The 26822-nt window shown below is 64.8% G+C and carries 27 protein-coding genes; 12 read left to right on the top strand and 15 right to left on the bottom strand.

Translation table 11 applies throughout. The annotated features are described in order from the left end of the window. The first annotated feature begins 670 nt into the window (after positions 1 to 670). The 4 genes from CHB88_RS24835 (at position 671) to CHB88_RS20815 (ending at position 2162) form a co-directional block, all read left to right on the top strand. Positions 671 to 955, top strand: coding sequence for a hypothetical protein (locus tag CHB88_RS24835; RefSeq protein ID WP_143131399.1), 285 nt, complete (start codon positions 671 to 673; stop codon positions 953 to 955). Between the two features lie 36 nt (positions 956 to 991). Continuing rightward, the gene (locus tag CHB88_RS20825) at positions 992 to 1219 is read left to right on the top strand and encodes a hypothetical protein (RefSeq protein ID WP_089401271.1); all 228 of its coding nucleotides are present in this window, start codon (positions 992 to 994) and stop codon (positions 1217 to 1219) included. A 412-nt stretch (positions 1220 to 1631) separates the two neighbouring features. Continuing rightward, positions 1632 to 1943 carry a hypothetical protein gene (locus tag CHB88_RS20820; RefSeq protein ID WP_143131398.1) on the top strand — a complete coding sequence of 104 codons (312 nt, stop codon included), beginning with the start codon at positions 1632 to 1634 and terminating at the stop codon, positions 1941 to 1943. 27 nt (positions 1944 to 1970) lie between these two features. Continuing rightward, positions 1971 to 2162 (top strand): hypothetical protein, encoded by a 192-nt coding sequence (locus CHB88_RS20815; protein WP_089401269.1) that lies wholly within the window; start codon positions 1971 to 1973, stop codon positions 2160 to 2162. 681 nt (positions 2163 to 2843) lie between these two features. Here the strand turns inward: CHB88_RS20815 and CHB88_RS20810 are convergent. Beyond that, positions 2844 to 4859: an AsmA family protein gene (locus tag CHB88_RS20810; RefSeq protein WP_089401268.1), complete on the bottom strand. Its 2016-nt coding sequence runs from the start codon at positions 4857 to 4859 to the stop codon at positions 2844 to 2846. Between the two features lie 120 nt (positions 4860 to 4979). Between CHB88_RS20810 and CHB88_RS20805 the strand changes: the two genes are divergently transcribed. Then, the gene (locus CHB88_RS20805; RefSeq protein ID WP_089401267.1) at positions 4980 to 5309 is read left to right on the top strand and encodes a hypothetical protein; all 330 of its coding nucleotides are present in this window, start codon (positions 4980 to 4982) and stop codon (positions 5307 to 5309) included. Positions 5310 to 5355: 46 nt separating this feature from the next. Here CHB88_RS20805 and CHB88_RS20800 read toward each other — a convergent pair whose 3' ends face one another. After that, a complete protein-coding gene (locus CHB88_RS20800) occupies positions 5356 to 6558 on the bottom strand; it encodes an MFS transporter (protein WP_089401266.1) in 1203 nt (400 codons plus the stop codon). Positions 6559 to 6763: 205 nt separating this feature from the next. Between CHB88_RS20800 and uvsE the strand changes: the two genes are divergently transcribed. After that, positions 6764 to 7639: a UV DNA damage repair endonuclease UvsE gene (gene uvsE, locus CHB88_RS20795; protein WP_089401265.1), complete on the top strand. Its 876-nt coding sequence runs from the start codon at positions 6764 to 6766 to the stop codon at positions 7637 to 7639. Between the two features lie 42 nt (positions 7640 to 7681). Here the strand turns inward: uvsE and CHB88_RS20790 are convergent, their stop codons facing one another. The 6 genes from CHB88_RS20790 to CHB88_RS20765 form a co-directional block, all read right to left on the bottom strand. Beyond that, positions 7682 to 9355 (bottom strand): MBL fold metallo-hydrolase, encoded by a 1674-nt coding sequence (locus tag CHB88_RS20790; RefSeq protein WP_089401264.1) that lies wholly within the window; start codon positions 9353 to 9355, stop codon positions 7682 to 7684. A gap of 79 nt (positions 9356 to 9434) precedes the next feature. Then, entirely contained in the window at positions 9435 to 9614 is a 180-nt protein-coding gene (locus CHB88_RS20785) for a hypothetical protein (RefSeq protein ID WP_089401263.1), read from the bottom strand. 43 nt (positions 9615 to 9657) lie between these two features. Beyond that, positions 9658 to 9858 (bottom strand): hypothetical protein, encoded by a 201-nt coding sequence (locus CHB88_RS20780; protein WP_089401262.1) that lies wholly within the window; start codon positions 9856 to 9858, stop codon positions 9658 to 9660. A gap of 253 nt (positions 9859 to 10111) precedes the next feature. Then, positions 10112 to 13252 (bottom strand): ATP-binding protein, encoded by a 3141-nt coding sequence (locus CHB88_RS20775; protein ID WP_089401261.1) that lies wholly within the window; start codon positions 13250 to 13252, stop codon positions 10112 to 10114. 164 nt (positions 13253 to 13416) lie between these two features. After that, complete coding sequence (locus CHB88_RS20770) at positions 13417 to 14013, bottom strand: DUF2242 domain-containing protein (protein ID WP_089401260.1); 597 nt, start codon at positions 14011 to 14013, stop codon at positions 13417 to 13419. A 177-nt stretch (positions 14014 to 14190) separates the two neighbouring features. Next, positions 14191 to 14481: a hypothetical protein gene (locus tag CHB88_RS20765; protein WP_089401259.1), complete on the bottom strand. Its 291-nt coding sequence runs from the start codon at positions 14479 to 14481 to the stop codon at positions 14191 to 14193. A 322-nt stretch (positions 14482 to 14803) separates the two neighbouring features. Here CHB88_RS20765 and CHB88_RS20760 point away from each other — a divergent pair, with 322 nt between their 5' ends. Then, on the top strand, positions 14804 to 15127 hold the full coding sequence (locus tag CHB88_RS20760) for a Dabb family protein (protein ID WP_089401258.1): 324 nt from the start codon (positions 14804 to 14806) through the stop codon (positions 15125 to 15127). Between the two features lie 30 nt (positions 15128 to 15157). Here the strand turns inward: CHB88_RS20760 and CHB88_RS20755 are convergent, their stop codons facing one another. The 3 genes from CHB88_RS20755 to CHB88_RS20745 all read right to left on the bottom strand — a co-directional run bounded on the left by CHB88_RS20755 (position 15158) and on the right by CHB88_RS20745 (position 18275). Further along, positions 15158 to 15505, bottom strand: a complete 348-nt coding sequence (locus tag CHB88_RS20755; protein WP_089401257.1) for a hypothetical protein — start codon at positions 15503 to 15505, stop codon at positions 15158 to 15160. 99 nt (positions 15506 to 15604) lie between these two features. Then, a complete protein-coding gene (locus CHB88_RS20750) occupies positions 15605 to 16663 on the bottom strand; it encodes a fatty acid desaturase family protein (protein ID WP_245845122.1) in 1059 nt (352 codons plus the stop codon). A 118-nt stretch (positions 16664 to 16781) separates the two neighbouring features. Beyond that, positions 16782 to 18275, bottom strand: coding sequence for an ATP-binding protein (locus CHB88_RS20745; protein ID WP_176442582.1), 1494 nt, complete (start codon positions 18273 to 18275; stop codon positions 16782 to 16784). 358 nt (positions 18276 to 18633) lie between these two features. On the opposite strand from CHB88_RS20745, the gene CHB88_RS20740 reads away from it, so the two are divergent. Beyond that, a complete protein-coding gene (locus CHB88_RS20740; protein WP_089401255.1) occupies positions 18634 to 19014 on the top strand; it encodes a PAS domain-containing protein in 381 nt (126 codons plus the stop codon). A gap of 10 nt (positions 19015 to 19024) precedes the next feature. After that, on the top strand, positions 19025 to 20371 hold the full coding sequence (locus CHB88_RS20735) for a sensor domain-containing diguanylate cyclase (protein WP_245845120.1): 1347 nt from the start codon (positions 19025 to 19027) through the stop codon (positions 20369 to 20371). A 34-nt stretch (positions 20372 to 20405) separates the two neighbouring features. Here CHB88_RS20735 and budC read toward each other — a convergent pair whose 3' ends face one another. Continuing rightward, on the bottom strand, positions 20406 to 21170 hold the full coding sequence (budC, locus tag CHB88_RS20730) for a meso-2,3-butanediol dehydrogenase (RefSeq protein WP_089401254.1): 765 nt from the start codon (positions 21168 to 21170) through the stop codon (positions 20406 to 20408). 94 nt (positions 21171 to 21264) lie between these two features. Then, positions 21265 to 21792: a hypothetical protein gene (locus CHB88_RS20725; protein ID WP_143131397.1), complete on the bottom strand. Its 528-nt coding sequence runs from the start codon at positions 21790 to 21792 to the stop codon at positions 21265 to 21267. Between the two features lie 254 nt (positions 21793 to 22046). Here CHB88_RS20725 and CHB88_RS25275 point away from each other — a divergent pair, with 254 nt between their 5' ends. Next, the gene (locus CHB88_RS25275) at positions 22047 to 22217 is read left to right on the top strand and encodes a hypothetical protein (protein ID WP_176442581.1); all 171 of its coding nucleotides are present in this window, start codon (positions 22047 to 22049) and stop codon (positions 22215 to 22217) included. 6 nt (positions 22218 to 22223) lie between these two features. Here the strand turns inward: CHB88_RS25275 and CHB88_RS20720 are convergent, their stop codons facing one another. Then, positions 22224 to 23366, bottom strand: coding sequence for a methyltransferase (locus CHB88_RS20720; protein ID WP_089401252.1), 1143 nt, complete (start codon positions 23364 to 23366; stop codon positions 22224 to 22226). A gap of 71 nt (positions 23367 to 23437) precedes the next feature. Further along, on the bottom strand, positions 23438 to 24517 hold the full coding sequence (locus CHB88_RS20715; protein WP_089401251.1) for a tartrate dehydrogenase: 1080 nt from the start codon (positions 24515 to 24517) through the stop codon (positions 23438 to 23440). 131 nt (positions 24518 to 24648) lie between these two features. Between CHB88_RS20715 and CHB88_RS20710 the strand changes: the two genes are divergently transcribed. Next, complete coding sequence (locus tag CHB88_RS20710; protein WP_089401250.1) at positions 24649 to 25548, top strand: LysR family transcriptional regulator; 900 nt, start codon at positions 24649 to 24651, stop codon at positions 25546 to 25548. Positions 25549 to 25590: 42 nt separating this feature from the next. Next, positions 25591 to 26820 (top strand): ABC transporter substrate-binding protein, encoded by a 1230-nt coding sequence (locus CHB88_RS20705; RefSeq protein WP_217900207.1) that lies wholly within the window; start codon positions 25591 to 25593, stop codon positions 26818 to 26820. Positions 26821 to 26822 lie beyond the last annotated feature (2 nt).

Below are 26822 nucleotides of genomic sequence, written 5' to 3'. Positions count from 1 at the left end.
CCGCTGGACCCCGGTTATCACTTCCACTTGCTGCATTCTTCCTGAAGGCATAGGCATATCCATAGCTGTATTCCTAGTCGTTAGTGTAAGGAATACCGCCAGTCCGGTCTTTCAGGGGGCTACTTCACCCGAACATCTGCTCTTCCGAAAAACGCTTCTTCATGTCCGTCTTCTCCTCCGAAAACGAACTGCGCTAGCTTCCTCTTAACCCGATTAATTGGGAGTAGGTCACAATGTGGCTGCACCTTATCCTACTCGCGAGCCGTTGTAGAAGGAGCGTGGCGGAGGCGCCTTGACGATTGCCGGATTGATTGACGATGGTCTTCCACCCGAGGAGGATTGAACGCCAAGTTTCGATTCGCAAGTATGCCGAGGCCATTTGTGACCTGGTGAACGGGTCCGCATGTACATAAAATGGGACTCAAGTGACTGCGGTCGCACCACGACATTCGCGAGCAGATTGCATTTGATGAACACCCGACAGCGCTCGATCGTCACGTTCGCCACTTTAGCTGTTTCCTGTCGGGTTCACGACCGAACATCAACAAGCCTCACAACTTCACAGGCACCATGCTGCTGCATATGCCAGCTCGTCTGATCAGGCAATCTCAATCCCATCATAAAGCTTGCAGCTACGAGTAATGATATCGACCCATTTCCGGAGGGAGTTATGTGCAATTTCATTCCCGCCTTTATCCCTGCTGAAGCGTCATTGCCGCGTATTGGAACGCACTTCAAGCAAGCGAATTTGGGTTTCCGTATCTTTGAAAATCAGCACATGGACGCCAAGCTCAATGACAAATGGGTAAAGGTGTGCACCACCCGTGGCTTCTGCGATTGTGGCAGTCCGCTCGGTTCGCGCCAAAAGCCCTATGACAGTAATGGAGAAGAAAAAATTGCCGCGCTCGTACGCAAAGGCTGGAGCGGAACCCGAATCAAACGCTATCTCGAATAGAAAGCGGCGTCTTCCGAACGCAAAGCAGAAGCACGGATGCACAATGCAAATATTCACTTGAGCGCAGCCGATTGGGTGCGACAGATTTCCGAGCCCTTGCTTGAAGGCTGGACTAATCGATTAGGTTTGATGCTGCATCCTGGCCATGAATTCGCTGAACGACGATGGCCGGTATGGCGGTCGATCAACGTTCAACTGGAGCAGCTATGCGAAAACCAGTTGCTGCAGATAGAGGAAGCGGTATTTTACGAGTACCGCACCTAGTCGCATTTCCGGCGTTATGCATTGTGCATGCCTGTCTTCGCCACTTGAATGCCTTCCGAACCTGCGCTATTTGAGACGCGACATGGCATAGAGCCATATCCTTGATCGCGCAAAACTTGGCACTTATCTCCGATAAGCGAGTAAGCCTGAGCATTAAACCGCCTGGGCTGCGCAAGGCCGGATGCCGATACGCATAAACCGTCGGCGAATTTCCCGGCGCGCACTGCCAGTGACAGGTGTAAAGCAAACGCATGAGCGGGACACGCGCTTTGCTTCGCTGTGTGCAGCTGCCAGCAGGCCGGGAGGCAACGGTTAATCAATAGGCGCAATTACTCTTCAGCGTGTGCCGCTCGAACTGCCCGAGCCGCTGCCCATCGTACCGGTTCCACTGCCTGTGGTACCTGAGCCGGTAGTGCCGGAACCCATGCTGCTGCCACCCAGCGCGCCACTGCTGCCGGTGCCGGACGTGCCGGTGGTAGAGCCGGTGCCGGAACTCCCGCCCGATGTGCTGGAGCCGGCGGTACCCGTGGAGCCCGAGCTTCCGCTGGTGCCAAGCGTGCCGCCGCTGGCGTCGGTCGAACTGCTGCCGGTCCCGCTGCTGCCGGCGGTTCCGCTCAAATCCGTGGAGCCGGAAGAACTCGAGCCGCTCCCCGAAGTGCCGCTCGATCCGGAACTCGACGTTCCGGACATATCGCTCGTGCCGGTTGGCGAGCTGCTCCCGTAGCTGCTGGTCCCGCCTGCGCCGCTGCCCATGCTGCCGGATGTGGCGCCACTGCTGCCGCTGGACGAACCCATGCCACTGGAACTGGAAGGCGAGCTGGAACTGGTGCCGCCCATGCTCGAACCGGCTGTGCCGGAAGTTTGGGCAATGGCCGAACCGGCGATGCCGGCTGCGGACAGAAGAACTGCCAGTGTGAGCTTCTTCATGAGGTACTCCTTATGACGTTGCTTGAGAAAAGCCACCTCGCCGCGACGAGGCTTCCAACGTGGAAAGGTGACATGCCAACCAGCCGTTCAAACTGGAACCTGTTAGAGCGGACACTTGATCAAAGTTCAATGTATTGACAGCGGACCGTGGGCCAGTGGAAACGCAGCGCGAAGCAGGACTTCATGACGAATCGGTACGCCAATCAAACGCGGTCACGCGTAGAGCGTCTTGCCTGAAGCGGCTTTTTACCGGCCAGACCGCGCAAAGCTGAGTGGTTTTACCCATGGAGCCGAGTTGACTGAGTGGTTCAGCAAAGGTCGCATAGCCTGCCAGGCAAATCACAAAAGATGTAATTGGCAAAGGCTCAGCCGACGACAATAAGTCTCTCGCAGGTGAGCGACGCAAAGAGGCAGGATGAAACAAGAAAATGCAAATCCGCGTCGATGGCAATGCAGCGGGGAAATCGTCGCGATCACGTTGAAGCGGCGCGAGCGCAGGCGTGGGCATCAGGACCGATCGACATAAGCGTTAGGCAACAAGCCGCTACGAAAGCGCGTTCAGGAGACATCAGGAATCTTGCTGCGACTCGGCGCAGCATAAGACATAAGCGCATCCGCCTTGCCAGGCAATCTGCCAGTGGAGCAGCGACAGCTGCAAGTGAGTAGACGCATGTCACACGGACAGAGGGTGCCTGCCTTACCGCCGCGCATTTTCCTTCAGCGAAGCGGCTTTTTCCGGTGATGGCGCGCGCGGCTTCTTACCCGCATCTTTCAGCAGAACACTGCAAGGCGGGTCCTCGCCCGGACCGGGATTGATAAGCGCAAGCAAGGCGGCGAAGGGCGATGCCACCGTGCCCAGCACCGCCGCTGCGCCTGCTTTCAAAGCAACGATCCCCTTGTCTATCCCAACATCCGGATGCTTGAACGTGCCCGCGACGTGCAGGGGCGAGCGCAGGGAGATGATGCGTATCCCCTTGCTGTCGGGACGGATATGCAGATCCAACTGCTCCTTGGCAAAATTGATGCTGCCGTCGACGAGTATGGTGGCGTCCTGCGTATCGACCACGAAGCTGCGCGTCGCCATCAAGCCGTTGGTGACGCCAAAATCCGCCGCCATGCAGTTGAGCTGTACCTGGCGGTCGCCGAAGAGTTTCGCCACCACGGCGCTGCCGATGTTCAGCCCCATTGCCTCCAGAATGAACTTGCTGACGCTGCCTTGCGTGATGAGGGACTTCACTTCGCCATTCGATGAGGCCAGCAGATCGGCGAAGGAATTTCCCGCCGCCGAAAGCTGGGCGTCGCCATTGAGTTGACCGATACTGGCGCGCATCGATTGCACGGCCGGGAACAGCTGCTTTAGCTGCAAGCCACGCGCAGCCACGTTCATTTTCGCCTTGGCCGGCTCGCCGCTGCCATCGATGACCAGATCGGTCGTCAGCCTGCCGCCGGCGACTCCGAAATTGAGCGGGTTCAGGGACAGCACGCCCTTGTTCATCTTCACATGCGTGGAGAGATTATCGATCGGCAGGTCTTCGGAGCGGATGATCTTCTTGCCGCTGAACTTCACGTCGACGTCCATCTTGCGCCAGCGGTCGGTCTTGAAAGGCTCGACCGGCAAGACCTTGTTCGCAGGCTGCTGCTTGACGCCGCCGGATTTCTTTTCCTTGTTACGCGGATCGGTGCTGACCAAGGCACCGAGGTCCTTGAAATTCAGATAGTTGGAAACCACCTCGCCGCTCAGGAAGGGACGCGGATCGCGCTGCCGGTATTCCAGCGTGCCGCCGATGTCGCTGGAGCCGACCTTGCCCTTGAAGTTTTCGTAGCGCAGATGGAAATCGTCGCGGGCCACGCTGCCGACAACCCGCCCTTCGGTGGAAAACTTGGGCGTTGACGGCAGCAGCACGCCGGACAGCGGAAACAGGTCGGCCATGCTGGCGCCGAGTATCTTCAGATTTACATCGAGTGCGCTCAGGTGCGCCGGATCGGTCAATGTGCCGTCCGCCGTGATGGTGGTTTCGCCGACTTTCACTTCGGCCTGAACCGGATATTTGACATCCCGCGCCTGCAGGGACATCAGCCGCCCGGCCTTGCCGCTGCCGGTGAGTTTTTCATCGTTGAAGTCGCCGGCCAGTTTCCAGGTGACGCTGCCATCTTCCAGGGTGTCGATGCGCGCGTTGATGTCGGCCCGCTTCTCGGCATCCACATAGCGCACCGTGCCCTTGGTCAGCGCGATGTCGTCGAGGTCGAACTGCCAATCCGATTTCTTTTCTTCCTTCTTTGGAAAAGTCCAGTTGCTGCGGCCTTGCTTATCCTTTTCCAGCACCAGGTTGGGTTCGGTGAGCAGGAGCGAGCGGACGACGATGTGCTTTCTCAACAGCTCCAGCAGGCTGACGGTGAAGTCCACCTGCTGTGCGTGGGCCATGCGCGGGCCGGTGCGCGCCCAGTCCGGGTTGCCGAGAAAAACGTCCTGCGCGCGCAGGTGAGGCCAGGGAATCCAGCGGCGCCAGCCTTCCTGTTCCTGGGGCGGCCTCTCCCAGCGCAGCGAGAGGTCGCCGTTGATGGCGAACTGCCGTTCCGTTGCTACGCTGACTTTCTCATTGATCCAGGGTTTGACCCGGTTCCACGGGAAGACGGCCAGCAGGGCGAACACCAACACCACGAGGCCGATCAATCCGCCCAGGGTCAGCAAAATGATTTTGAGCGCGCGTGTCATGCCATTTTGATCACGAGACGCGTTGTAGGTTCAGAAATGCTGCCGCAGAGAAGCGTCCACCGACATTAAACCAGTTACAAAAATGTCAATCGAAGCATGACGTCCCAAGGAGAACCATCCATGATCCTCGATACTGCGAAAGATGTTCTGCGCCGCCTGGCGCATGAAGTGGCGGTCGACATCGACGAAAGCGAACTCGGCGCCACGGCTCATGAGGAAGCCAATCTGACCGAAACGCCCCACCTCGGCGCCATCATCGTCTCCGATGCGGAAGCGCCGAATGGCGACAGCCTGCGCGTTCACGCGTTCATCGAACTCTACGACAATGAAGACAACCAGTACGAAGCGGAGATCGAGGGAGAGTTCGAACGGCTGGCCGACGGTCGGGACCAGTGGCGCAAGAAGATGATCCGGGTGCTGGATGCGGGACCCTTGCCCAAGGGAGGCTGATTCCGCATCGATGGATGGTGCCCGCGACGGCATGCCGAAAGCTGGCTTACGCTTTCTGCCGAAGGAGGACCAGGCCGAGCACGATGCCCAGCAAGGCGGCTCCGCCGGTCACCCACAAGGTGTCGCGCCAATCGCCGCTGGAGGCCACCAGCATGGCGATCAGCGGCGGGCCGATGAAGGAACCCAGGTTACCGCACTGCATGAAAAGCCCCTGCAGGGTGCCGATTTGTTTCGGCGTGCGAGCCAGGCTGGCCGAGGCCGATAGCACCGATGCCGGAATCAGGCCGCCGATGAAGGACAGCAGCAGGCAGAAGCCGTAGCGAACGATGTCAGGAAAGAAGTCGAGAAAAATCCCGAGGCCCGACAGGCCGGTCAGCAGGCTGCCGAAGGCAATCAGGCTGCCGCGCCGTACCCGCCGCTGCAGCAGCGCTCCGCCGATCAGGTTGGCGGGAACGTTTACCAAGACCATGAGGCAAGACAGCAGCGAAACCGCAAGCGGATCCAGACCTCGCTGTTCCTTGAGGAAAGTGGGCAGCCAGACGATCAGCGCGAAATGCTGCACCGTCCACGATCCCATCGCAAATCCGAGCAGCCATGGCGCCGGTCGTGCCAGCGCTTCGCGCACGCTGGCCAGCGTGGCCCGGTCCTGCTGCGCCGACGGCGGCAGGTGGTAAGCCTGGCGCGAGGCATAGAGCGCCAGCATGGCGGCGCCGATCGCTGCGGTCGTCACCAGCCAGAGCATTTGCCAGCCGCCGGCATGGATGGCCGGCGGCGCGATCAGCATGACGAGGCCAACCCCGGCCGGCATGTAGCTGCTCCAGATGCCCAGCGCGAAGCGGCGCTGTTCGGGTATGCAGGCCGCGCTCAGCAGGGCCGGCGCCGATACCACCACCGCTACCATGCCGGCGCTCTCCGCCAGTCGCGACAGCAGCAACCCGCCCGCGCTGCCGGCGAACAGTGCGCCGACGCTGCCCAAGGCGCTCAAGCCTAGGCCGGCAAGGCACATGCGAAACGCGCCGACGCGATCGCCGATGACGCCGAACAGCAGGGCGCTGGTCACCGCCAGCAGATTGATCATCGACGACACCCAGCCGGCAGTCACCAGCGACAGCCCGAATTCGGCGCGCAGCAGCGGCAGGGCGATCGATACCTTGCCGACATTCATGGCGACTGCGATGCCGCAGAAGGCGGCGGCAAGGACGGCGGCCCAGTTGGTGCGGGAAAGCGTGGTGGACTCGGTCAGCTTCATCAGAGGGTGCAATGCATGGACGCCGGATTGTAGCGCGGGACATTGCCCCATTGTGCCTGTACGTGTGCCTGTACGCTCGGAAGCCGTGCGCCAGCCGCCCGTCATGCGCTTGCCCGGCGATCGGGGTTTCGGCGGCACTTTGGCCGCATGCCGGCATCAAACGGCTTTCCAGTTTGAACTGCGGCAATGATGCCGCCCCGCACACATGGATATGTCTCGACTCGGGCTGGTTTGCATCACGACGTCAGATGACGTTCGCTATCGCACCATCACCCGCAAGCGCTTGCTCCAGCATGAGCCGGAAGCCCAGCAGCAATTGCTGGCGGAACTGTATCAGGCGAACCTGCAGCGGCTGGCACAGGCGCTGGCCTATTGCAGGCAGGAAGGCATCACCCTTTACCGCATGCCGTCGAGCTTGTTCCCCTTCTCGGATGAGCCGGTGGGGCGCGACGTGCTGGAGCGCATGGCGGACGATGTCGCCGCCGTCGGCCGGCAGGCGCTGGCGCACGACATCCGCCTCGTCATGCATCCGGACCAGTTCGTGGTGCTGAGTTCCGACTCCTCCGGCGTGGTCGCCAACAGCATCAAGATCCTGGACATGCATGCCAACATCATGGACTTGCTGCAGCAACCGCGCTCGCCGTGGGCGGTGCTGGAAATCCACGGCGGCAAGGGCGGCCGCAGCCGCGAGATGATGGAACGCATCGGCGACCTGCCGGACGGCATACGCCTGCGCCTGGCGCTGGAGAACGACGAGTACGCCTATGGCGCCGAGGATATCCTGGAAATTTGCCACGCTACCGGCGTGCCGATGGTGTTCGATGCCCATCACCATGTGATCAAGGAAAGCCTGTCCAGCTATGAGCATCCGAGCGTGGGCGAGATGCTGCGACGGGCGCGCGATACGTGGCCCGATCCCGGCATGCAGCTGGTGCACATTTCGAATGGCCGGTCCGCCTTCAACGACCGCCACCACTCGGACTTCATCGACGCCATGCCCTCGTCCTATGCCGAGGCGCCGTGGATCGAGATCGAAGCCAAGCTGAAGGAGCAGGCCATCAGGCGGCTGCGCCAGCGTTGAGGCCGAGACCGGGTGGCGGCGTGAACTCGGCGCCGCCGGGTTTCACCGGCCGGTGCTGCGCCACGAGCCGCCACGCTCGCTGCGCAGCGCATGGCCTTCCGCTTCCAGCTTCAGCAGATGCGCCAGCAGGGAGCGCAGCGCCATGGCATGGCGCGCCGCCGGGACGTCATCGTACACCGTCGCCAGCAAGGTTTCTGCTTCCGCTTCGCCATGCTGCCGCAATGCGTCCAGCACTTTCGCCTCGCGCTGCAGGCGATGCGCGCGGATGCGCGCTATCACCTGCTTCGGATGCGCCATGAGGAAGCCGTGGCCGGGCGCGAACCAGTCGATGCCCAGGCTTTCGATCGCCGCCAGCGACGCCAGGTAGGCGCGCATGTCGCCATCGGGCGGATTGATCACCACCGTCGAGCCTTGCATGATGTGGTCGCCGGTGAACAGCAGCCGCTCGGACGGCATCAGGTAACACAGGTGGTTGGAGGCATGCCCGGGCGTATGCAATGCCTGCAGCCTTGCCGCGCCGAGTTCGACGATCTCGCCATCGCGCAGCACCTGGTCCGGCCGGTAGGCCTGGTCCTGGCGCTCGGCGGCTGGCGCCGGCATGCCGAGCAGCTGCGCCCCCGTTCGCTCGCGCAGCCGCTGCGCCGCCGGCGAATGATCGAGATGGGTGTGGGTAGTCAGCACCCAGCGGATCCTGCTGCCGGCATGGTCGAGCAGCGCCTGCACATGGCCGGCGTCATCGGGCCCCGGATCGATGACGGCGAAGCCGTCGCCGCTGTCCAGCAGATAGCTGTTGGTGCCGGGGCCGGTCATGAAGCCGGGATTGGGCGCCGCAATGCGCCACAGCCCGGGCGCCAGCCGGGTCGCCACGCCGGGCAGGATTTCGCAGGAGGCGTCGCCGCGCCCTTCCGGATCGAGCCGGCCGATCTCGGCATAGGCGGCGTCGCCGGGAATCAGTACCTTGCGCCCGGCGCGGCTGGCGCAGACGCGCGGCAGGATCATGCTGATGCCGGTAAGTTCGCGCGCATGCTGCAGCAGCGCGTCGGCAGTCTCGAAAGCCGCCAGCTTGCGCAGCGTGGCGACGGTGGCAAACATCATGCTGAACTCGCCGCTGCGCTGCCGCTCCAGCGCGTCGGCCGGCCGTATCCAGCAATGCGCGATGGTTTCGCCGTCGTCATGGCTGCCGGTCTGGCGCGGCGGCGCGACGGCGACGAAGAAGCGGGTATCGAAGCGCCGCGGCGAGCCGAGCGGCGTGGTCCAGTGCGCCAGGTAGGCGAGCCTATCGAAGGCGAGGCGCCAGCCATGTTCGGCGCAGAGGGCGGCGAAACCGATATCGCCGCCGGCGATGCGGCGGCGCAGGCTGTCCACCATTTCGCCATCGGCCTCCCCGAATTCCACCAGGGTTTCATCGTCGCCCGTGGCCAGCAGCAGGCCGGCTTCCTCGAAGCATTCGCGGATGGCGGCGACGAAGAAGGCAAGGCCGCCGGCGGGCAGGGACAGCATGGCGCTCGCCGCCGCATCATCGAAGCCGGGGCAGTGCGCGGCATAGGCGGGATCATGGTCGCTGTTATCGACCGCGCCGCCCGGAAACACATAGCCGCCCGGGACGAAGGCGGCCTGGTGGGTGCGCTGCATCATGAAGACTTCCAGGCCTTGCGGGCCGTCGCGCACCGGGATGAGGGTGGCGGCGGGGCGGGGCGTGCCGGCGGGCTGATTCATCGTGATCCTTGCTTCTGACCGAAGCAGGGATTGTAGAGCGGTTTGCCGGCGGCCGTGGGGCTAGATGTCCCGCTCGCCGTCAGGCCAGGCTCGCTACGGCGCTGAACATGAACAGCGTGACCAGCAGCCCGGCGGCGAACATCAGCCAGGGGCGCCGCTTGACATGGCAGCCGGGGCATTCGCTGTCGTTCCATTCGTTCTGGCGGCCGCACTGGTTGCATTTCTGGATCAGTGCGTTGCCGATGCGTGTATAGCTCATGATGTCTTTCCGGTTTTCTCGTTTTTATCGTGTGAGATGGGGATCAGCGCTGCGTCAGGCGCTTGGTCTGCACGCGCAATTCATGCAGGTAGCTGAACTGGCGGCCGATCTCCGCTTTCTTGCAGACTTCCAGCGCGTCGTTGACCCAGCGCGGGTAGGAAGGATTGCGCCCTGCCTGCATTTCGCGGTAATACTCCACGATGGCTTCCCGTGCCATCGCCCGCAGCCGTTCGATTTCGTTCATGCATGCTCCCTGGTGGATGCTTGTGGTTGCCCGACATGAAAAAGTATAGGGACGGGGCCGCCTGGAAATTTGCGAGCGCTCATGCGCGCGGACGCGGCGCCATGAAGCAGGACAAGCGCGTTCGGCAGGAAAATCATGCGGATGAGATTAAGCAAGGCGCGGCTGGCCGTTCCGCCCAGGGCGGAGCCGAGCGCCGGTCCGGGAAGGCCGCGCGCATCCCATCCGATCAGGCGCCGGCGGCCGTTATCGGACGCTATCGGCCGACGCCGACGTCGAGAATGGCGGTGATCTGGCGCGCGAGGTCGTCCACGCTGAACGGCTTGGTGATGACGCTGGCCTGCTGGTCCAGCCGGCCGTCGAGCAGCGGCGTCTTGTCGCCGTAGCCGGTGATGAAGATGATCTTCAGTTCGGGTAACAGCGCCCGCGCCTGCGCCGCCAGCTCGGCGCCGCTGACCCCGCCCGGCAGTCCGATGTCGGTAATCAGCAGATCGAAGCGGTGCCGGCCGCGCAGGCAGCGCATTGCCGAAGCGGCGTCGTGCGCATGCAGCGCGTCATGCCCGAGCTCGGTCACCAGTTCAGACAGCAGCAGCCGCAGGTCCGGTTCGTCGTCGACGATCAGCACCTGGGCCCGGCGCATGCTTGCCAGCGGTGCCGCCGCCGTGCCGGCGCCCAAGACGGCGGCATCCTGGCCGGCGTGTCGCGGCAGGTACAGCCGGACTTCGGTGCCTGCTCCCGGCGCCGAATGGATGCGCGCCTGCCCGCCGGACTGGGTGACGAAGCTGTAGATCATCGCCAGGCCCAGGCCGGTGCCCTTGCCGCTGGGCTTGGTGGTGTAGAAGGGTTCGAAAGCGCGCCGCGCCACTTCCGGCGGCATGCCGGAGCCGCTGTCGGCCACCGCCAGCATCACGTAGTCGCCCGGCGCCAGATCGGCGTCGTGTTCCTGGCCGGCGGCGGCGCGGCGTTTGCCGCGGCCGCGCGGAACGGCGACGTTGGCGCTGACGATGCGCAGCAGGCCGCCGCCGGGCATGGCGTCGCGGCTGTTGATCGCCAGGTTCAGCAACGCGTTTTCCAGCTGGTTCGGGTCGCACAGCGTCAGCCACAGGTCGGGCGCGAGTTCGGTGCGGACCTCGATGCCGGGACCGACGGTGCGCTGGATCAGGTCCTGCAGCGACGATGCCAGGCGATTTACGTCGGTCGGCTTGGGCGCCAGCGTCTGGCGGCGCGAAAAGGCCAGCAGCCGGTGCGTCAGCGCCGCCGCCTTTTCCGCCGAGGCGCCGGCGGTTTCGATATAGCGCGACAGGTGGTCAGGGCGCCCCTGGGCGAGGCGGATGCGCATCAGGTCCAGGCTGCTGACGATGCCGGCCAGCAGGTTGTTGAAGTCGTGCGCAATGCCGCCGGTGAGCTGGCCCAGCGCTTCCATCTTCTGACTCTGGTGCAGCTGTTCATGCGCATGCGCCAGTTCGGCGGTGCGCTCCGCCACCCTTTCCTCCAGCGTGTCGTTGAGGCGGCGCAGCGCCTGCTCCGCCCGCTTGCGCTCGGTCACATCGCGGAAGAACACCGCCAGGCCGTCGCCGGACCAGTAGACCCGGACATCGAGCCATGCCGGCGCGCCGTCCCGCTCCTGCACGTGCTCCATGCTGGCCGGGATGCGCAGCGTGACCGCGCGGCGGAAGAATTCGCCCAGCGGGCCATGCTCGATTCCCGGCCAGACCTGCCACAGCGGCAAACCGAGGACGCCGGCGGACGTTTCCGGCAGCAGGCGCAGCCCCTCGGGATTGATCTGCAGGATGCGCAGGTCATATGCCAGCAGCATGAAGCCTTCGGTCATGGTTTCCAGGATGGCGCGGCTGCGGTCGCGCTCGATGCGCAGCGCGCTCTCGAAGCGCTGGCGCGCCAGCTGCTCATGCCGCTCCAGGATCAGTCGGCTGAACTCCATTGCCGCTTCCAGGTCCAGCGGCCGCCAGCGGCGGGTGTGCCCGCGTACCTGCTCCTGCCATTGCGCGAAGGATTTGCGCGGATGCAGCCGCGCCTTTGGATCGTAATCGACCGGCTTGTTGGGATTGCCGGCCCAGATGCGCGACTCGACGATCTCGCGCCGCAGGGCCAGCAGGTAGCCATGTTTGTCCAGCCGGGTATAGAGCGCGCCGCTGGCCAGCGGCGCCACCGCCGAGAGGCTGGCATCCAGACCGGCGAGGTGGCGCGTGTGGACGATCTCGGCGGATTCGTCGCGCGCCATGGCCGCGCGGATGCGTTCCAGCGCTTCCTGCGGCAGCGGCGTGCCCAGCTCGATGAGGTGGCCCTGCAGGCTGATGGCGACGGTATCGCTGTCGAGCGCCGTCAGCACTTGCGAAGCGATGGCCTCCATGCCGTCGAGAATGCGGTCATGGCTGGCAAGCCAGTCGCGAATGCGCGCCAGTTCCTGGCGCCGCTGATCGGCGATGGCGGTGGTGCGCCGGCGGTCGATGTCGCTGATGGCGTAGGAAGCCAGCTCCGCCAGCACCTTGCAGCGCAGGCGCGCCGCCGGCTCCGGCTTGTAGGGCGTGGCGTGATGGCAAGTGACCATGCCCCACAACCGTTCGCCATGCATGAGCGAAATCGTCAGCGAGGCGCGCACGTCCATGTTGGCCAGGTATTCGAGGTGGATCGGCGAGACGCTGCGCAGCAGGCAGTAGGTCATGTCCAGCGGCTGCTCATCCCCCGGCGTGCGCGGCGGCACCAACGCCGCCGGCTGGTAATGGATGTCCGGAATGATGCGCAGCCGATTCAGGGTGAACAGCTTGCGCGCCGGGACTGGAATGTCGGAAGCGGGGAAGTGGTGGCCGAGAAAGGATTCCGCATAGCGGCCGTTGTCCTCTTCGGCGATCACCACGCCATGCCAGTCCTCGTCGAAGCGGTAGGCGATCACCCGGTCGTAGCCGGTCAGGCGCCGCACCTCGCGGACCATCAGCGCGCACAGCGCTTCATGGCTGTCGCATTCGTCGATCTCGCGGAACGGCAGGTCGCCCTGCAGCGGCGTGATGCCGGCCTGCGGATCGATGTCGATCGGCTCGAACTCCGCCAGCAGGTGCTGATTGCTGACGTGGTAAAGCAGATGGTAGAGGCGGCCGTTGCCGGGCAGCCGGATGCGCGCCGGCGACACCGAATGCAGCTCGCCTTTTTCCAGCACCGTCTGCAGCTGCCGCGTCACTTCGGCGCCGATCACCGCGTCGAGCGGCGCGCCGAGCGCCTCGTCGAGGCGCATGCCCAGCATGCCGGGGAGGTTGTCGCTTGCCTGCACGATGCGCCAGGTCGCCCGCTCCACCACCAGCAGCGCGCCGAACGGCTGAATCATGCCGGGAATGTGGATCGGTTCCTTGTCGCAGTTGCTGAGGTCCGTTTCTTTGATTGGCTGCATGGATGGAAAGGCGCGCGGTGACTGGGGAGTTCGTGCGCCAGGCCGCTGCCCAGGCAGCGAGCGGAACGGCGGAAAACGACTGGTCGCTTGTACTTGACCATTTGGCACGGCATTTGTTTCGTTGCCAACTTCTCTCGGGCTGGCCCGGCCCCGGGAGGCGTTTGCTAGCGGAAATCGGCGGCCTTGCCGGTGTCGGCGGGCTCGGGCGACGCTTCCGGCGCCGCCGGGTCGAAGTCGAGATAGCGGTCCACTAGGGAAAAGAAGTCGTGATAGAACTTGCGCGAGGCGATGGTCTCGCTGGCGATCTTGACCATCATCTCGTTGCTGGTGCCGAGCGGGAGGGAGAGGGAGCCGAGCACGCTCACGCCGAGGTTGGCCGACTGGATGGATTTCTTCAGCGAGTAACGGTCCTTCACCGCATTGGCGAAGGCGGTCGTGGCATTGCTGCCCTTGCTGTTGGGCGCGCACACGACGTTGAACTCGATCTTGATGTGCTCGTCGCTTCCCTGCTGGAAATTCTTGTTGCCGCGCACCGAGTCCGGACGCGCTTCATTGATCAGGTAACCCTGGCTGAGCAGGGCGCGCCGAGCAGCTTCGCATGCGGCCTGGGGCGGGCCGGCGAAGCTGTAGCTGTAGATGTCGGTGGTGGTGAATTCGTCCTTCAGCGTATCCGACCCAGCCTGCGGCGTGACGGTGGAACAGGCGCCCAGTGCCAGCAACGCGCCTGCCAGCGGAAAGCCGTATCTTGCCTTTTGCATCATTGCTTGTTTGCCTGCGCCGCGGCGGCGCTTCACGGGTGACAGTCTTCGGGACCGACAGTATAGCCGGGGAAGAGGCGGCCAATGCCGCCCGGAAGATGCGAAGGAGGAAAGAGGAATCGGGGCGTGCTGGCGCAAGGCGAAATCGTCCGGCGGCCCGAAGCGGCATTGACGGAAGCGTCAACCGGCCTCGTAGGCGGAGGCGCGGCGCTCGAACAGCGGATGCGTGCCCGACAGGTCGATCCTGCGCCGGCGCGGATGAGATCCGAGCGGAAACAGGTTGAGCGGATTGCGGCGCTCCACCAGGCGGTCGCCGTAGCGGCGGTCGCGCGGCAGGTTGTGCTGGCGCCGCAGCAGCGACAGTCCGATGAACACCGCCACGCCGGCGGCCGTGCCCATCAGCAGCGAACGCTGCGAGAACGGACCTTCCTCCCTGACATAGGCGGCATTTTGTCTTTTTCCGAGTTTCATGAGTACACAGCCTTTCCACTGAGCTAGCTTTGCGATTGAGACCGATTGAGACCGATTGAGACCGATTGAGACCGATTGAGACCGATTGAGACCGATTGAGACCGATTGAGAGCGATTGAGAGCGATTGAGAGCGATAGGGGCCGATGGAGACCTTCGGGCAGCAACTCGTTCCCGGGCGAAACAAGGCTGCGCTTCCATTCTTCACGATCTGCGCGTTCGGCTTCTGCGTGCGCGCAAGGCGCGATGCCGTTGCCTGCATGATGCTGCGCATGCGGCGTCCATGCGGGACGGCCGCTTCGCTCAACTCTCGCCTGGACCGTTATGGAATCTCCCGCCGTTCTTCGCCATGTGGTGCTGTTCGCCTTCAAGCAGGAAGCCAGCGCCGAGCAGGTCAACGACACCGTCAGCCGTTTCGCCGCCCTGCCGCAGGCCATGCCGGGCATCCGCCAGTTCGAATGGGGCAGCAATGTCAGCCCGGAAGGCTTGAATGATGGCTTCACGCACTGCTTCACGCTGAGCTTCGCCAGCGCCGAGGACCGGGATGCCTATCTCACGCATCCGGCGCATCAGGCCTTCGTGGCGCGCCTCGGGGAGTGCCTGGCGCGTTCCCTGGTGATCGATTACTGGGCAAGGGCGTCGGCCTGATCCGGTCCGGCCGCGACCGCGCCGGCCGCCTCAGGCCGACAGACCGCCCCGCGGCGGCCCGTCCTGGCGCTGGCCGGGTTCCTGCACCAGCATGTCCTCGTTGTCGGCGGCGGCCTGGATGTCCTGCGGGATGTCGGCGTTTTCCCGTGCCCGATCCAGCAGCACGTGGACGTTGCCGATCTTGCGCTCCACCGTTTCGGCCAGATTGCGTACGGTAAGCGGACTGGGCAGCAGGAAATCGCAGTCGTCGGCCATCCGCACCAGCGGGTCGTCCTGCGCAAGCTCGCGCTGCGGCTCGGCGCGATTGCGGCCCAGCTCATCCTTCAGATGCTGGAGGCGCGAGAGAAGTTGTTCGAGTTGCTGCACGCTGATCGACATGGTCTTCCTTCAAGTGCATGGTTGGGCCAACCTTACCATCCTGACCCGCGCGCCGTTTGACCTCTATCGACAACCCTTCATCAACCTCGCGCCGGAGCGTCAGGCGGCCTGCGACTCCGGCCGTGCGGCGCGCGGCGCATACACCCGCTTCCAGGTGTCTCCGAAGTAACGCACCTCGGCGCCGTCCAGCATGCCGAGGCGGCGCAGTTCCCGATGCAGGCGCGGCAGGTGGTAATGCGGCACGGCCGGGAACAGATGGTGTTCGACATGGTAATTGACGTGGTGCGGAAACAGCAGCAGACGCAGCAGCGGACCGGGCAGGTTGGTGCGGGCGGCGGTCAGCGGCGAGGCGTAGCCGGCGGGCGCGCCATGCTCGGCGATGGCGCGCAGGCGCAGGATGGCCTGCAGCACGGTGAGCGCCGGCAGCACCCACAGCACCGCATACTTCAACAGGGCGCCCGGGCCGCCGATGGCCCATACCGCCACCGGCAAGACGGCCTGGGTGGCGAGCACGCCCCAGCGGTCGCGCAGCGCCGCCTGCCTTAGCGCCGGCGAGGTATCGTCCAGCGGCCGCTGCGCCTGGCGGGTTTCGGCATTGGCTGCCGGGGCGCCGAAAAAGTATTTCAGCGTTTTCCAGGCGGTCAGTCCCGCCAGGTCGGTGGCCACCTTCTTCAGCAGATAAGCCTTGCCGCGCGGATAGCCGCCATGCAGCGCAATGTCCGGATCCTGGGGGCCGTAGAGATGATTGTGGTGCAGGCGATGGATGACGCGGTAGGCGCACATCGAGATGCCGGCGGAGCAGCCGATGGCACGGCCGACGAGATCGTTGAGGCGGCGATTGCTGAACAGGCGGTAATGCGCCGCCTCGTGCGCGAGCACGAACATCGCATGCTGCTGGGTGGCAATCAGGAAGACGCCGGCCAGCGCCGCCCACGGCGACCACCAGGCAACGGCGGCAGCCAGAATGGCGGCGGTGAGCAGCAGGGTTTGCGCCAGCGCCAGCGCCGAGCGCCGGTCGTCGAGCGCGGTGAGGGCCTTCAACTGCTCCGCCGGCAGCCGGCGCATGGAGGCGCGGCGGTCATCGTCGCGGAACTCCTCGCCGGTGATGCCAATGGTGCCAAGGGCGGCTTCTTGCTGCCGGTTCGAACCGTGTTCCATGTCGTCTCCATGCGCCAACGGGGATGGCTGTCTTTTTGAATATATATGGATGGTAGACCGGTTTTCATCCCGGCGGTTGCCGGCAGGGGGACCAGCCGGAGGCAAGCCAGGCGCGGCGCTACAGCCCGGACAGCTCCGTGGCCAGCAGGCGAGTGTCGACTGGCTTGACCAGATGGCGGTCGAAGCCGGCGGCGCGGGATTGCTGCATATCGGATTCCTGGCCATAGCCGGTCAATGCAATCAGCGTCGCGCCGCAGGTCTGCCCGCATTCGCGCAGACGTCGCGCCAGCTGGTAGCCGTCCACTTCCGGCAGGCCGATGTCGAGTATGCAGACTTCCGGCGGTTCGCTCGCCGCCAGGGCCAGCGCCTGCTCGGCACGATAGGCGGTGCGCACCGCATGCCCCTGGGAGCGCAGGAACAGCGCCAGCGTCTCGGCGGCGTCGATATTGTCATCCACCACCAGGATGCGAAGCGGCCGTGCCGGCGGCAACGCGGTGGCGCTAGCGGCGGCCATCACGTTGCCCTCGCTCGCCGCGCGCGGCAGCCAGACGCTGAACTCGCTGCCGGCGCCCCGCCCGTCGCTGCAGGCGGCGACGCCGCCGCCGTGCAATTCGACCAGGCTTTTCACCAATGCCAGGCCGAGCCCGAGGCCGCCCTGCGAACGATCGGGCGAGCGTTCGCCCTGGGTGAACAGCTCAAAGACGTGCGGCATGAGCTCCGGCGCCATGCCGATGCCGTTGTCCTTCACCCGCAGCTGCACCCTGTCCGGCAAAACCTGCACCGCCAGGGCGATGCGCCCGCCTTCCGGCGTGTATTTGGCGGCGTTGGTGAGCAGGTTGGCGACGATTTGCACCACCCTCAGCCTGTCGGCATGCACCAGCGCCGGTTGCGGGTCCAGTTCCAGGCAGAGATGGTGGCGCCGGTTTTCGATCAGCGCGCGAGCCTGCTCCGCCGCGTCTGACACGGCGCTCTTCAGGTCCATGGTTTCCTTGCGCAGGGTGACCAGGCCGCGCGTGACGCGCGATACGTCGAGCAGGTCGTCGACCAGGCTGGCCATGTGCGAGGCTTGGCGCGCGATCACCTGGCTCGCATGCTGCACCCGCGACGCATCCAGCGGCGCCAGCGTCAGCAGGCGGGCCGCCATGCTGATCGGCGCCAGCGGATTGCGCAGCTCATGCGCCAGCATCGCCAGGAATTCATCCTTGCGCCGATCCGCCTCCCGCAACGCCGTCTCGGCGCGCTTGCGCTCGGTGACGTCGCGCACGATGGCGATCAGGATCTGCTCGCCGTCGATGGACACCACATTGGCCGATGCCTCGACCTCGATGATGCGGCCGTCGGCGGTGCGCAGCCGGCCGGGATAATCCTTCACCATGCCGTCGCGGCGCAGCAGCTCGGCATAGCGGATGCGCTGCTGTTCCTCCCCGTCCGGCCAGATGCCGACGTCGAAGGAAGTGCGGCCGACGACCTGCTCGCGGCGAAATCCGAGCAGGCGCTCGAAGCCGGGATTGACGTCGATGAAGGTGCCATCGGAGAGGCGGCTGAAGGCGATGTAATCGGGCGAGGCGTGAAATACCCGGCGGTAGATCTCCAGCTCCTTGTGTTCACTCAACGCCATTTCGTCTCGCCCCCGTCGCTTGTTGATGGCGCTCAATCATCTTCTGCAGGCAAGCATGCCTGATCGTCGGCGCGGGAGCTGACAAAATGAAACGGATTTAAGCGGAATCAATTAGCGGGCGCGATTATGAAATTCCCCCGGTTCGACTCGCGCTTTCTTGGCCTTTTGTCATCTTCAAATCTGTCCAGCCCCGGCAGTGCCAGTATGTAACCAACCTTCGCTCTCAATCGCGCCAAGTTCTGAGCTTTCTCAAAGTTTCCTGCAGGACATGACGTATTCTGTGACCGTTTCCCGAAAGAAATCTCGGGACCGCCGCTTTTTCGGTGCGCCATCAACGACAAAAAGGATAACGATGACTACTCTCGACTTCGCCGACATCCACAGCCTGGACCAGATCGCCGGCGCCAGCCTGCAGCAGCTCGACCGGCTGGAGTTCGGGGTCATCGGCTTCGACGACGAGGGCATCGTGCGCTTCTACAACGCCACTGAATCGCGCTACTCCGGCCTGTCGGTGGAAAAGGTGGTGGGCATGCATCTGTTCACCGTGGTGGCGCCCTGCATGAACAACTACATGGTGGCGCAGAAGTACGAGGATGCCCTGGTCCATGGCCGCGAGCTGGACGAGGCCATCGACTATGTTCTCACGCTCAGGATGCGTCCGACCCTGGTCAAGCTGCGCATGATGGCCAGGCCCGGCCTGCCGCTGCGCTATCTGCTGCTGCACCGCTGCTGAGGAGCTTTCGTTGAGCGACCATACCGAGCTTCACGACGCGCACGAGGCGCTGCTCCAGTTCCTGTACCTGGCCCCCGTGGGCTTGGTGCAGATGACGCTCGACGGGCGCGTCACCATGCTCAACCCGCTGTCGGCGCAGCTGCTGATGCCGCTGGCGCGCCAGGGGGACGGCCTGTCCAACCTGTTCGACACGCTGGAACCGATCGCGCCGGAACTGCGCTACATGGCGGTCTCCTTCCAGCCACCGCGCGGCACCATATGCGAAGGCTACCGGCTGCAGGTATCGGCCGGCGTGCCCGGCCGCGAGGATGCGCAGGTGCTGTCGATCACCCTGGTCAAGCTGGATCCGAAGCGGCTGATGGTCGTGATTTCCGACGTGTCGCTCGCCGTCAAGCGCGAGCGCATGCTGCGCCAGAACGAAGCCTGGTTCAACGCGGTGATGGTCGGCGTGGCGGACTATGCGCTCATCACCCTGGACGCCAAGGGCGATGTCAGCGAATGGAACCCCAGCATCGGCCGCCTCACCGGTCTGACGGCGCAGGATGTCTGCGGCCATAACGTTGCCGTGCTGTATCCGGGCGATTGCATGACCGCCGACCGGGTGCTTGACCGCCTGCGCGAGGCCGATGCCAACGGCTGGAGCCTGGATGAAGGCTGGCACCTGCGCGCCGACGGCAGCCGCTTCTGGGGCAGCAGCATGATCACCCCGCTGCAGCAAAAGACCGCCGACGACGGCTCCCTGATCTCGAGCGGCTATGCGCTGATCGTTCGCGACATCACCGAGAAGCGCAAGTCCGCCGAGAGCTTGCTGCATTCCATCTCCTGCGACCATCTCACCGGCATCGCCAACCGCCGCGCCTTCTTCGAGGCGGCGGAGCTGGAGCTGCGACGGCACCAGCGGGTGCCGCGCCCGATTTCGCTGCTGCTGATCGATGCCGACCACTTCAAGCAGATCAACGACGACCATGGCCATGCGATGGGCGACACGGTGCTGCAGAAGCTGGCGCTGATCCTGACCCAGTCGGTGCGCGGCATCGACGTGGTGGCGCGCGTCGGCGGCGAGGAATTCGCGGTGCTGCTGCCGTCGACCTGGATGGACGAGGCGGTGGACATCGCCGAGCGCATCCGCAAGGTGGTGGAGATGCAATCGATCAATGTCGGCGGCGCGGACCTGCGCTACACCGTCAGCATCGGCGTGAGCGTCATCAGCAGCACCATCACCAGCCTGGGCGAACTGATGGATGCGGCCGACAAGGCGCTCTACCTCGCCAAGCGCAGCGGGCGCAACCAGGTGCGCACGCTGGCCGACCTGCCGCGCACCGCCTTCGGGCTGGAAGCGTTCTCCGAAAGCGTGTGACGAATTCACCCACGGCGGGCGCCCCCTGCCGTTTTCAGGACATCGGCGGCTGTCCATTGGATGCGGTCAAACCGCCGTCGATGGGCAGGTTGACGCCGTTGACGAAGCGGGCGTCATGGCTGGCGAGAAAGGCAATGACGTCCGCCACTTCCTCCGGTTCGGCGCCGCGTCCCATCGGAATGCGCTCGTTGAACTTGGCCATCAGTTCCGGCTCGCGGTACATGTCCTCAGTCAGCGGCGTGCGCGTCAGGCTGGGGCAGACGGCATTGACGCGGATGCCGTCGATGCCATGGTCCATCGCCAGCGCCCGCGTGAAATTGGTCACCGCGCCCTTGGCGGCGTTGTAGAAGCTCAGGCGCCAGTCGCCGCCGAGGCCGGATACGGAAGACACGTTGATGATGCTGCCGCGCGTCTTCTTCAACTCGGGGATGGCGCAGCGGCAGCAGTAGAACACGCCGTCGAGATCCACCGCCATGACTTCCTTCCAATCATCGACGCTGGCATCGGTGATGTAGCCTTCCGGCGCCACGCCGGCATTGTTCACCAGCACGTCGAGCCGGCCGAAGCGCTGCAGCGTCGCCTGCATCATCCGCTCCACCTGATCGAGCCGCGCCACATCGGTTGCGCACACCAGCGCGCGCTCGGCCGGCAGGCTGCGCGCCACTCGCTCCAGCTTGTCCGCCGTGCGCCCGGCCAGCACCACGCTGGCGCCTTCGGCGGCGAAGCGGCGCGCCGTGGCCTCGCCGATGCCGGAACCTGCTCCGGTCACGATCACCACCTTGTCCCTGAACCTGTCCATCGCTTCTCCTTTGCATATGGCCAACCTGCAGATGGATGCGCAAAACCGCCGGCAGTTCAGCGCAGCGGCGCAAGATGAGGTGAGGAAAGGCGGTTCAGCGGTCGGCGCCGGCATGCGCCAGTGCGGCTTCCGCCGCATGCATGGCGTAGTCGTCGAGCAATGCCGCAGCGCGCTGCGTCATGCCGTCGATGACCAGGTTCCTGCTGGCGACGAACTTGAGGAAATAGGGCGAGGCGTCCTGCTGTTCAGCGAGCGAGCGCAGCTCATCGCCGCTGAAGTGCGCGGCATAGGTTTGCGCGAGGAAACGGTTCCAGCGATCCTGGTAGGTCGGACGCAGGCGCTGCAGTTCATTATCCAGCAGCGCGTCGGCACGCTCGGCGCTCCGACGCTGCAGCATGCCAAAGCTTTGCTGCGACCTCGCAAGGACCCGGGCGGCGCGGGGCAGGGTGTCGCCGAGGCGGTGCTGCTCGACGATCTGCAATGCCAGCAATTCGCTGCGGGCGCGGTAGCCGCCATGGCCGATGGCGCCGATCAGGAGGCCGACGGCAAACATCAGCCATAGCGGCAGGCGGTTCAGTTTCAGCCGTGTAAGGGTAAAGCGCCTCGCATGCGATTGGATCAAGCGGCCTCCGGAAGGAACAAGCGCAACGAACCATGGGCAGTGAATGCGCGCCGCTCGGCGCGAACCGGGCGCGAAAACGTCTCGATATTGCCGCCGGCCTATCCGGCCGGCAAGCGCGCAGCGCAAGCTTCGTCGATCCGCGTTGTATTCAGGATGAAACGCGATCGAATGGCGATGGCGCCCTCCCATGGCCATGGCATGAACCATGGCCGGGGCGCCGGATCATAGTTGCGGATGCATCACTGGAGCGCGAGATGGAACGCAAGCACGACGACAGGCAGGTGGCCCAGCCGGCCGAGGAAGAGATCAAGAAGCATGGCGACCAGCTGCAGCGCCAGGTCAGGGATGCGGCCGGCGGCCCGCCGCAGCCGCAAGGGGATCAGCAGGCACGGCAAACCGATGCGCCGCGCAGCGACCGCCGCTGATTGATTTCAGCCCTTGGCGCGCAGGCGCCAGAGCGAAGTCACTTCCTTCGACCGGGCCGCATGCAGCGGATCGTCCGGGTCGAAGGCCTTGCCGTGGGTGGGCCGGGCATCGAGCCGGCCCGCCACCTCCAGTCCGGCCGCGTCGATTGCGGCCAGCAATTGCTCGCGCGAGCGCATGCCGAGCAGCTCCGCCAGGTCCGACAGGATCAGCCAGCCTTCGCCGTCCGGCGCGAGATGTTCCGCCAGGCCATTCAGGAAGCCGAGCAGCATGCGGCTGTCGGGATCGTACACCGCATGCTCGATGCCGCTGCTCGGCCGCGCCGGCAGCCAGGGCGGATTGCACACCACCAGCGGCGCCCGGCCTGCCGGAAACAGGTCGGCGCGAATGATGTCAACCCGATCGCCAAGACCGAGCCGTGAGATGTTTTCGCCGGCGCAGGCCAGCGCCCGGTCGTCCTGATCGGTGCCCACCACCCTGCCGATGCCGCGCCGGGCCAGCAATGCCGACAGCACGCCGGTGCCGGCGCCGATGTCGAAGGCGAGCGAGGTGTCGCGCGGCAGCGGCGCCTTGGCCACCAGTTCGATGTATTCGCCGCGCACCGGCGAGAACACGCCGTAGTGCGGATGGATGCGCGCGCCCAGCGCCGGTATCTCCACGCCCTTCTTGCGCCACTCATGCGCGCCGATGACGCCCAGCAGTTCGCGCAGCGTGGCCACGAAAGCTTGGCCCGGGGCCGGTCCCCAGGCTTCGAGGCACGCCTGGCGCACATCGGGCGCGCGGCGCAGCGGAATGGCGTAGTCGCCCTCGAAGGGAAGCAGCAGCATGCCGAGCACGCGGGCGCGCTGCGCCTGCGCCTGGCGGTGCAGATTGAAGGCATCAAGGGGAGAGGCGGGCGGCTTCGGCGCCGCTTTGCCGCGCCGCTTGCGGTCGATGCGCCGGCCCAGGGCCTGCAGCAGCTGGCGGGCGTTGTGGTAGTCGCCGCGCCACAGCAGGCCGGTGCCTTCGCAGGCGAGGCGGTAGGCGGCGTCGGCATCGAGGCGGTCGTCGGCCGGCACGATGCGCTTCGGCGGCGCCATGCTTTCCGAGCGCCAGCGAGCCGAGCGAGGTTCTCCCTCCTCGGTCCAGGAAATGTCGGCGGGCTGAGTCATGGCGTTCCTCGCGGTCCTTCGATGAAGGACCGGAGTGTACCCTGATCGCGTAAGCTCCGCCGTGAGGCGGCTTAGATCAGCGCGGCGATGGCCTTGCCAACGTCGGTGGTGTTGCCGTTGCCGCCCAGGTCCGGCGTGCGCGGGCCTTCCACCAGCGATTTCTCGATGGCGGCGACGATGGCGTCATGCGCGGCGCGGTAGTTGGCGTCGCCCTGGCCGAGGAAGTCCAGCATCATCGCGCCGGACCAGATCATGGCGATCGGATTGGCGATGTTCTTGCCGAAAATGTCGGGCGCGGAGCCATGCACCGGCTCGAACAGCGACGGCAGGGTGCGGTCCGGGTTCAGGTTGGCCGACGGCGCGATGCCGATGGTGCCGGCGCAGGCCGGACCGAGGTCCGAAAGGATGTCGCCGAACAGGTTGGAAGCCACCACCACGTCGAAGCGTTCCGGGCTCAGCACGAAGCGAGCGGTAAGGATGTCGATGTGGTACTTGTCCCACTTCACGTCCGGATAGGTTTTGCCCATCTCCGCCACGCGCTCGTCCCAGTAGGGCATGGAGATCGAGATGCCGTTGGACTTGGTGGCGGACGTCAGGTGCTTCTTCGGCCGGCTCTGCGCCAGGTCGAAGGCGTACTTCAGGATGCGGTCCACGCCCTTGCGGGTGAACACGGCTTCCTGCAGGACGAGCTCACGGTCGGTGCCTTCGAACATCTTGCCGCCGACGGAGGAGTACTCGCCTTCGGTGTTCTCGCGCACCACGTAGAAGTCGATGTCGCCCGGTTTCTTGTTGGCCAGCGGGCAGGGCACGCCGGGCATCAGGCGCACCGGGCGCAGGTTCACGTACTGGTCGAAGTCGCGGCGGAATTTCAGCAGGGAACCCCACAGCGAGATATGGTCGGGCACCTTCTCCGGCCAGCCGACCGCGCCGAAGAACACCGCCTCGAAGCCCTTGAGCTGCTCGAACCAGTCGTCCGGCATCATCTTGCCGTGCTGGACGTAGTAATCGCAATGCGCCCAGTCGAAGGTGGTGAATTCCAGGCTAATGCCGAAGCGGCGCGCCGCCGCTTCCACCACGCGCAAGCCTTCCGGCATCACTTCCTTGCCGATGCCGTCGCCGGCGATGACCGCTATCTTGTGAGTCTTTGCCATTCTGTCTTCCGTCTTGTTAGTGTGGGAAGCGCGCCAGCGGGTGCGCATTCCAATGAATTGTTCAAGTATCCATCATACTGCCTACAGCGCACGTATAATCCATTGATTCGTGACATCAATGACTACGCGCCGTGAACAATACGCCATCGCTCGAGGATTTGCGCCTGTTTTCCGTGGTGTCGCGCAAAGCCAGCTTTGCCGCCTCGGCGCTGGAACTCGGCATGTCCAAGGCCTTCGTCAGCAAGCGCATCGCGGTCCTGGAAAAATCCCTCGGCGTTACCTTGCTGCATCGGACCACGCGCAGCGTCAGCCTGACGGAAAACGGCCAGGTGGTGCTGCAATGGGCGCAGCGCATCCTGGAGGATGTGGACGGCATGACGGATGCGGTCAGCCATACCCGCCAGTCCGTGCGCGGCCTGCTGCGCCTGTGCAGCAGTTCCGGCTTCGGCCGCAACCACCTGGCGCCGGCGCTGTCGACCCTGGCGCGGCAGTATCCGGAGCTGGAAATCCAGCTCGAGCTGCTCGACCGGCGGGTCGATCTGGCGGGCGAGGGCTTCCATCTCGACATCCGGCTCGGCCAGGTGCAGGAACCGGACATGATCGCGCGCCGCATCGCCCGCAATGCCCGCATCCTCTGCGCTTCCCCTGCCTATCTGAAGGCGGCCGGTATGCCGGCCACGCTGCAGGACCTCTCGCAGCATCGCTGCATCGTCATCCGCGAACGCGACCAGGATTTCGGCCGCTGGCGCCTGAAGGGGCCGAACGGCATCGAGAGCGTGAAAGTCAGCGGGCCGCTGTCGGCCAATAATGGCGAGATCGTGCACCAGTGGGCGCGAGACGGGCATGGCATCATCCTTCGTTCCCGCTGGGACGTGGAACCAAGCATCGCGCGCGGCGACCTGATGCATATATTGCCGCAGTACGAACAAGAGGCGGATGTGTGGGCGGTTTATCCATCGCGCCTGACGACGTCGGCCAAGGTAAGTGCCTGCGTTCAATTCCTCGAGCAATGGCTGGCGCGCCGCAATTGACGCCATGGGTACGGCAATCAAATCAATGAGGCAAGGAGATTCATGCGGTTTTCAAGCAAGCGGGGTGGCATGATGCCATTTCTGGTTCGGATGCTGTCTGTGGGCATGCTGGGCCTGTGGCTGGCGGCCGGCAGCGCCGGCGCGGCGCCGGCCGGCGGTGGAAGCTCGCAGCCGGTGCTGGTCGGCATTGACGGCGAATTCGGGCTGGCCAACAGCACCTCGGCACAGGCGGTGGAACTCGGCCTGCGCGCCGCCGTCGCGGAAATCAATGTCGGCGGCGGTGTGCTCGGCGGGCGTCCGATCGAGATCGTGGTGCGCGACCATCGTTCCATGCCGGCGCGCGGCATTCGCAATATCGAGGAATTCGCTTCCATGCCGGGTCTGGTGGCGGTATTCGGCGGCCGCTTCAGCCCGGTGGTGATCGAGGAGCTGCCCGCACTCAAGCGCACCCGCGTGCTGTTCATGGCAGTCTGGTCCTCGGCCGACATCATCGTCGACAACGGCATGCAGCCGAACTACATCTTCCGGCTCTCCCTGCGCGACAGCCTGGCAATGCCGGCCATGCTGAAGAGCGCGGCGCAGCGCGGCTTTGGCGAAGTCGGCCTGCTGCTCACCAATACCTCCTGGGGGCGCAGCAATCTGGCCGCGGCGGAGAAATTCTTCGCCGGCGTGAACTCGCCGCGCCTGGTCGGCACCCGCTGGTACAACTGGCGCGACACCTCCCTGATCGACAAGTACGAGAAGCTGCGCGCCGCCGGCGCCAAGGCCATCGTGCTGGTGGCCAACGACGACGAGGCGGCGGTGCTGGTGAAGGAAGTGGCGGCACTGCCGCCGGAACAGCGCCTGCCCATCATCAGCCACTGGGGCGTGACCGGCGGAGAATTCGTGCAGCAGGCCGGCCCGGCCTTGCAGCAGGTGGATTTCTCGGTGATCCAGACCTTCAGCTTCTTCAATGCCGACCCGAAAAGGGTGGAGCGTTTCCTGCAGTCGGCATCGAAGGTGTCGAACGTGCGCCGCATCGAAGACATCCAGGGGCCGGTGGGCGCGGCCCATGCGTATGACATGATGCATATCTTGGCCAAAGCCATCGATCTCGCCGGCTCCACCGAGCGCGATGCGGTGCGCAAGGCGCTGGAACGGGTCCCCGAACATCGCGGCCTGATCAAGCATTACCGCCCGCCCTTCGCGCCCGGCCGCCACGAAGCGCTCGGCGTCCAGGAACTGCTGATGGCGCGCTATCGCGCCGACGGCGTGCTGGTGCCGCTGAAGTAAGC

The sequence above is a fragment of the Noviherbaspirillum humi genome, from assembly GCF_900188095.1.
Lineage (GTDB): Bacteria > Pseudomonadota > Gammaproteobacteria > Burkholderiales > Burkholderiaceae_D > Noviherbaspirillum > Noviherbaspirillum humi.
This window is presented reverse-complemented; position numbering and strand designations above follow the sequence as displayed.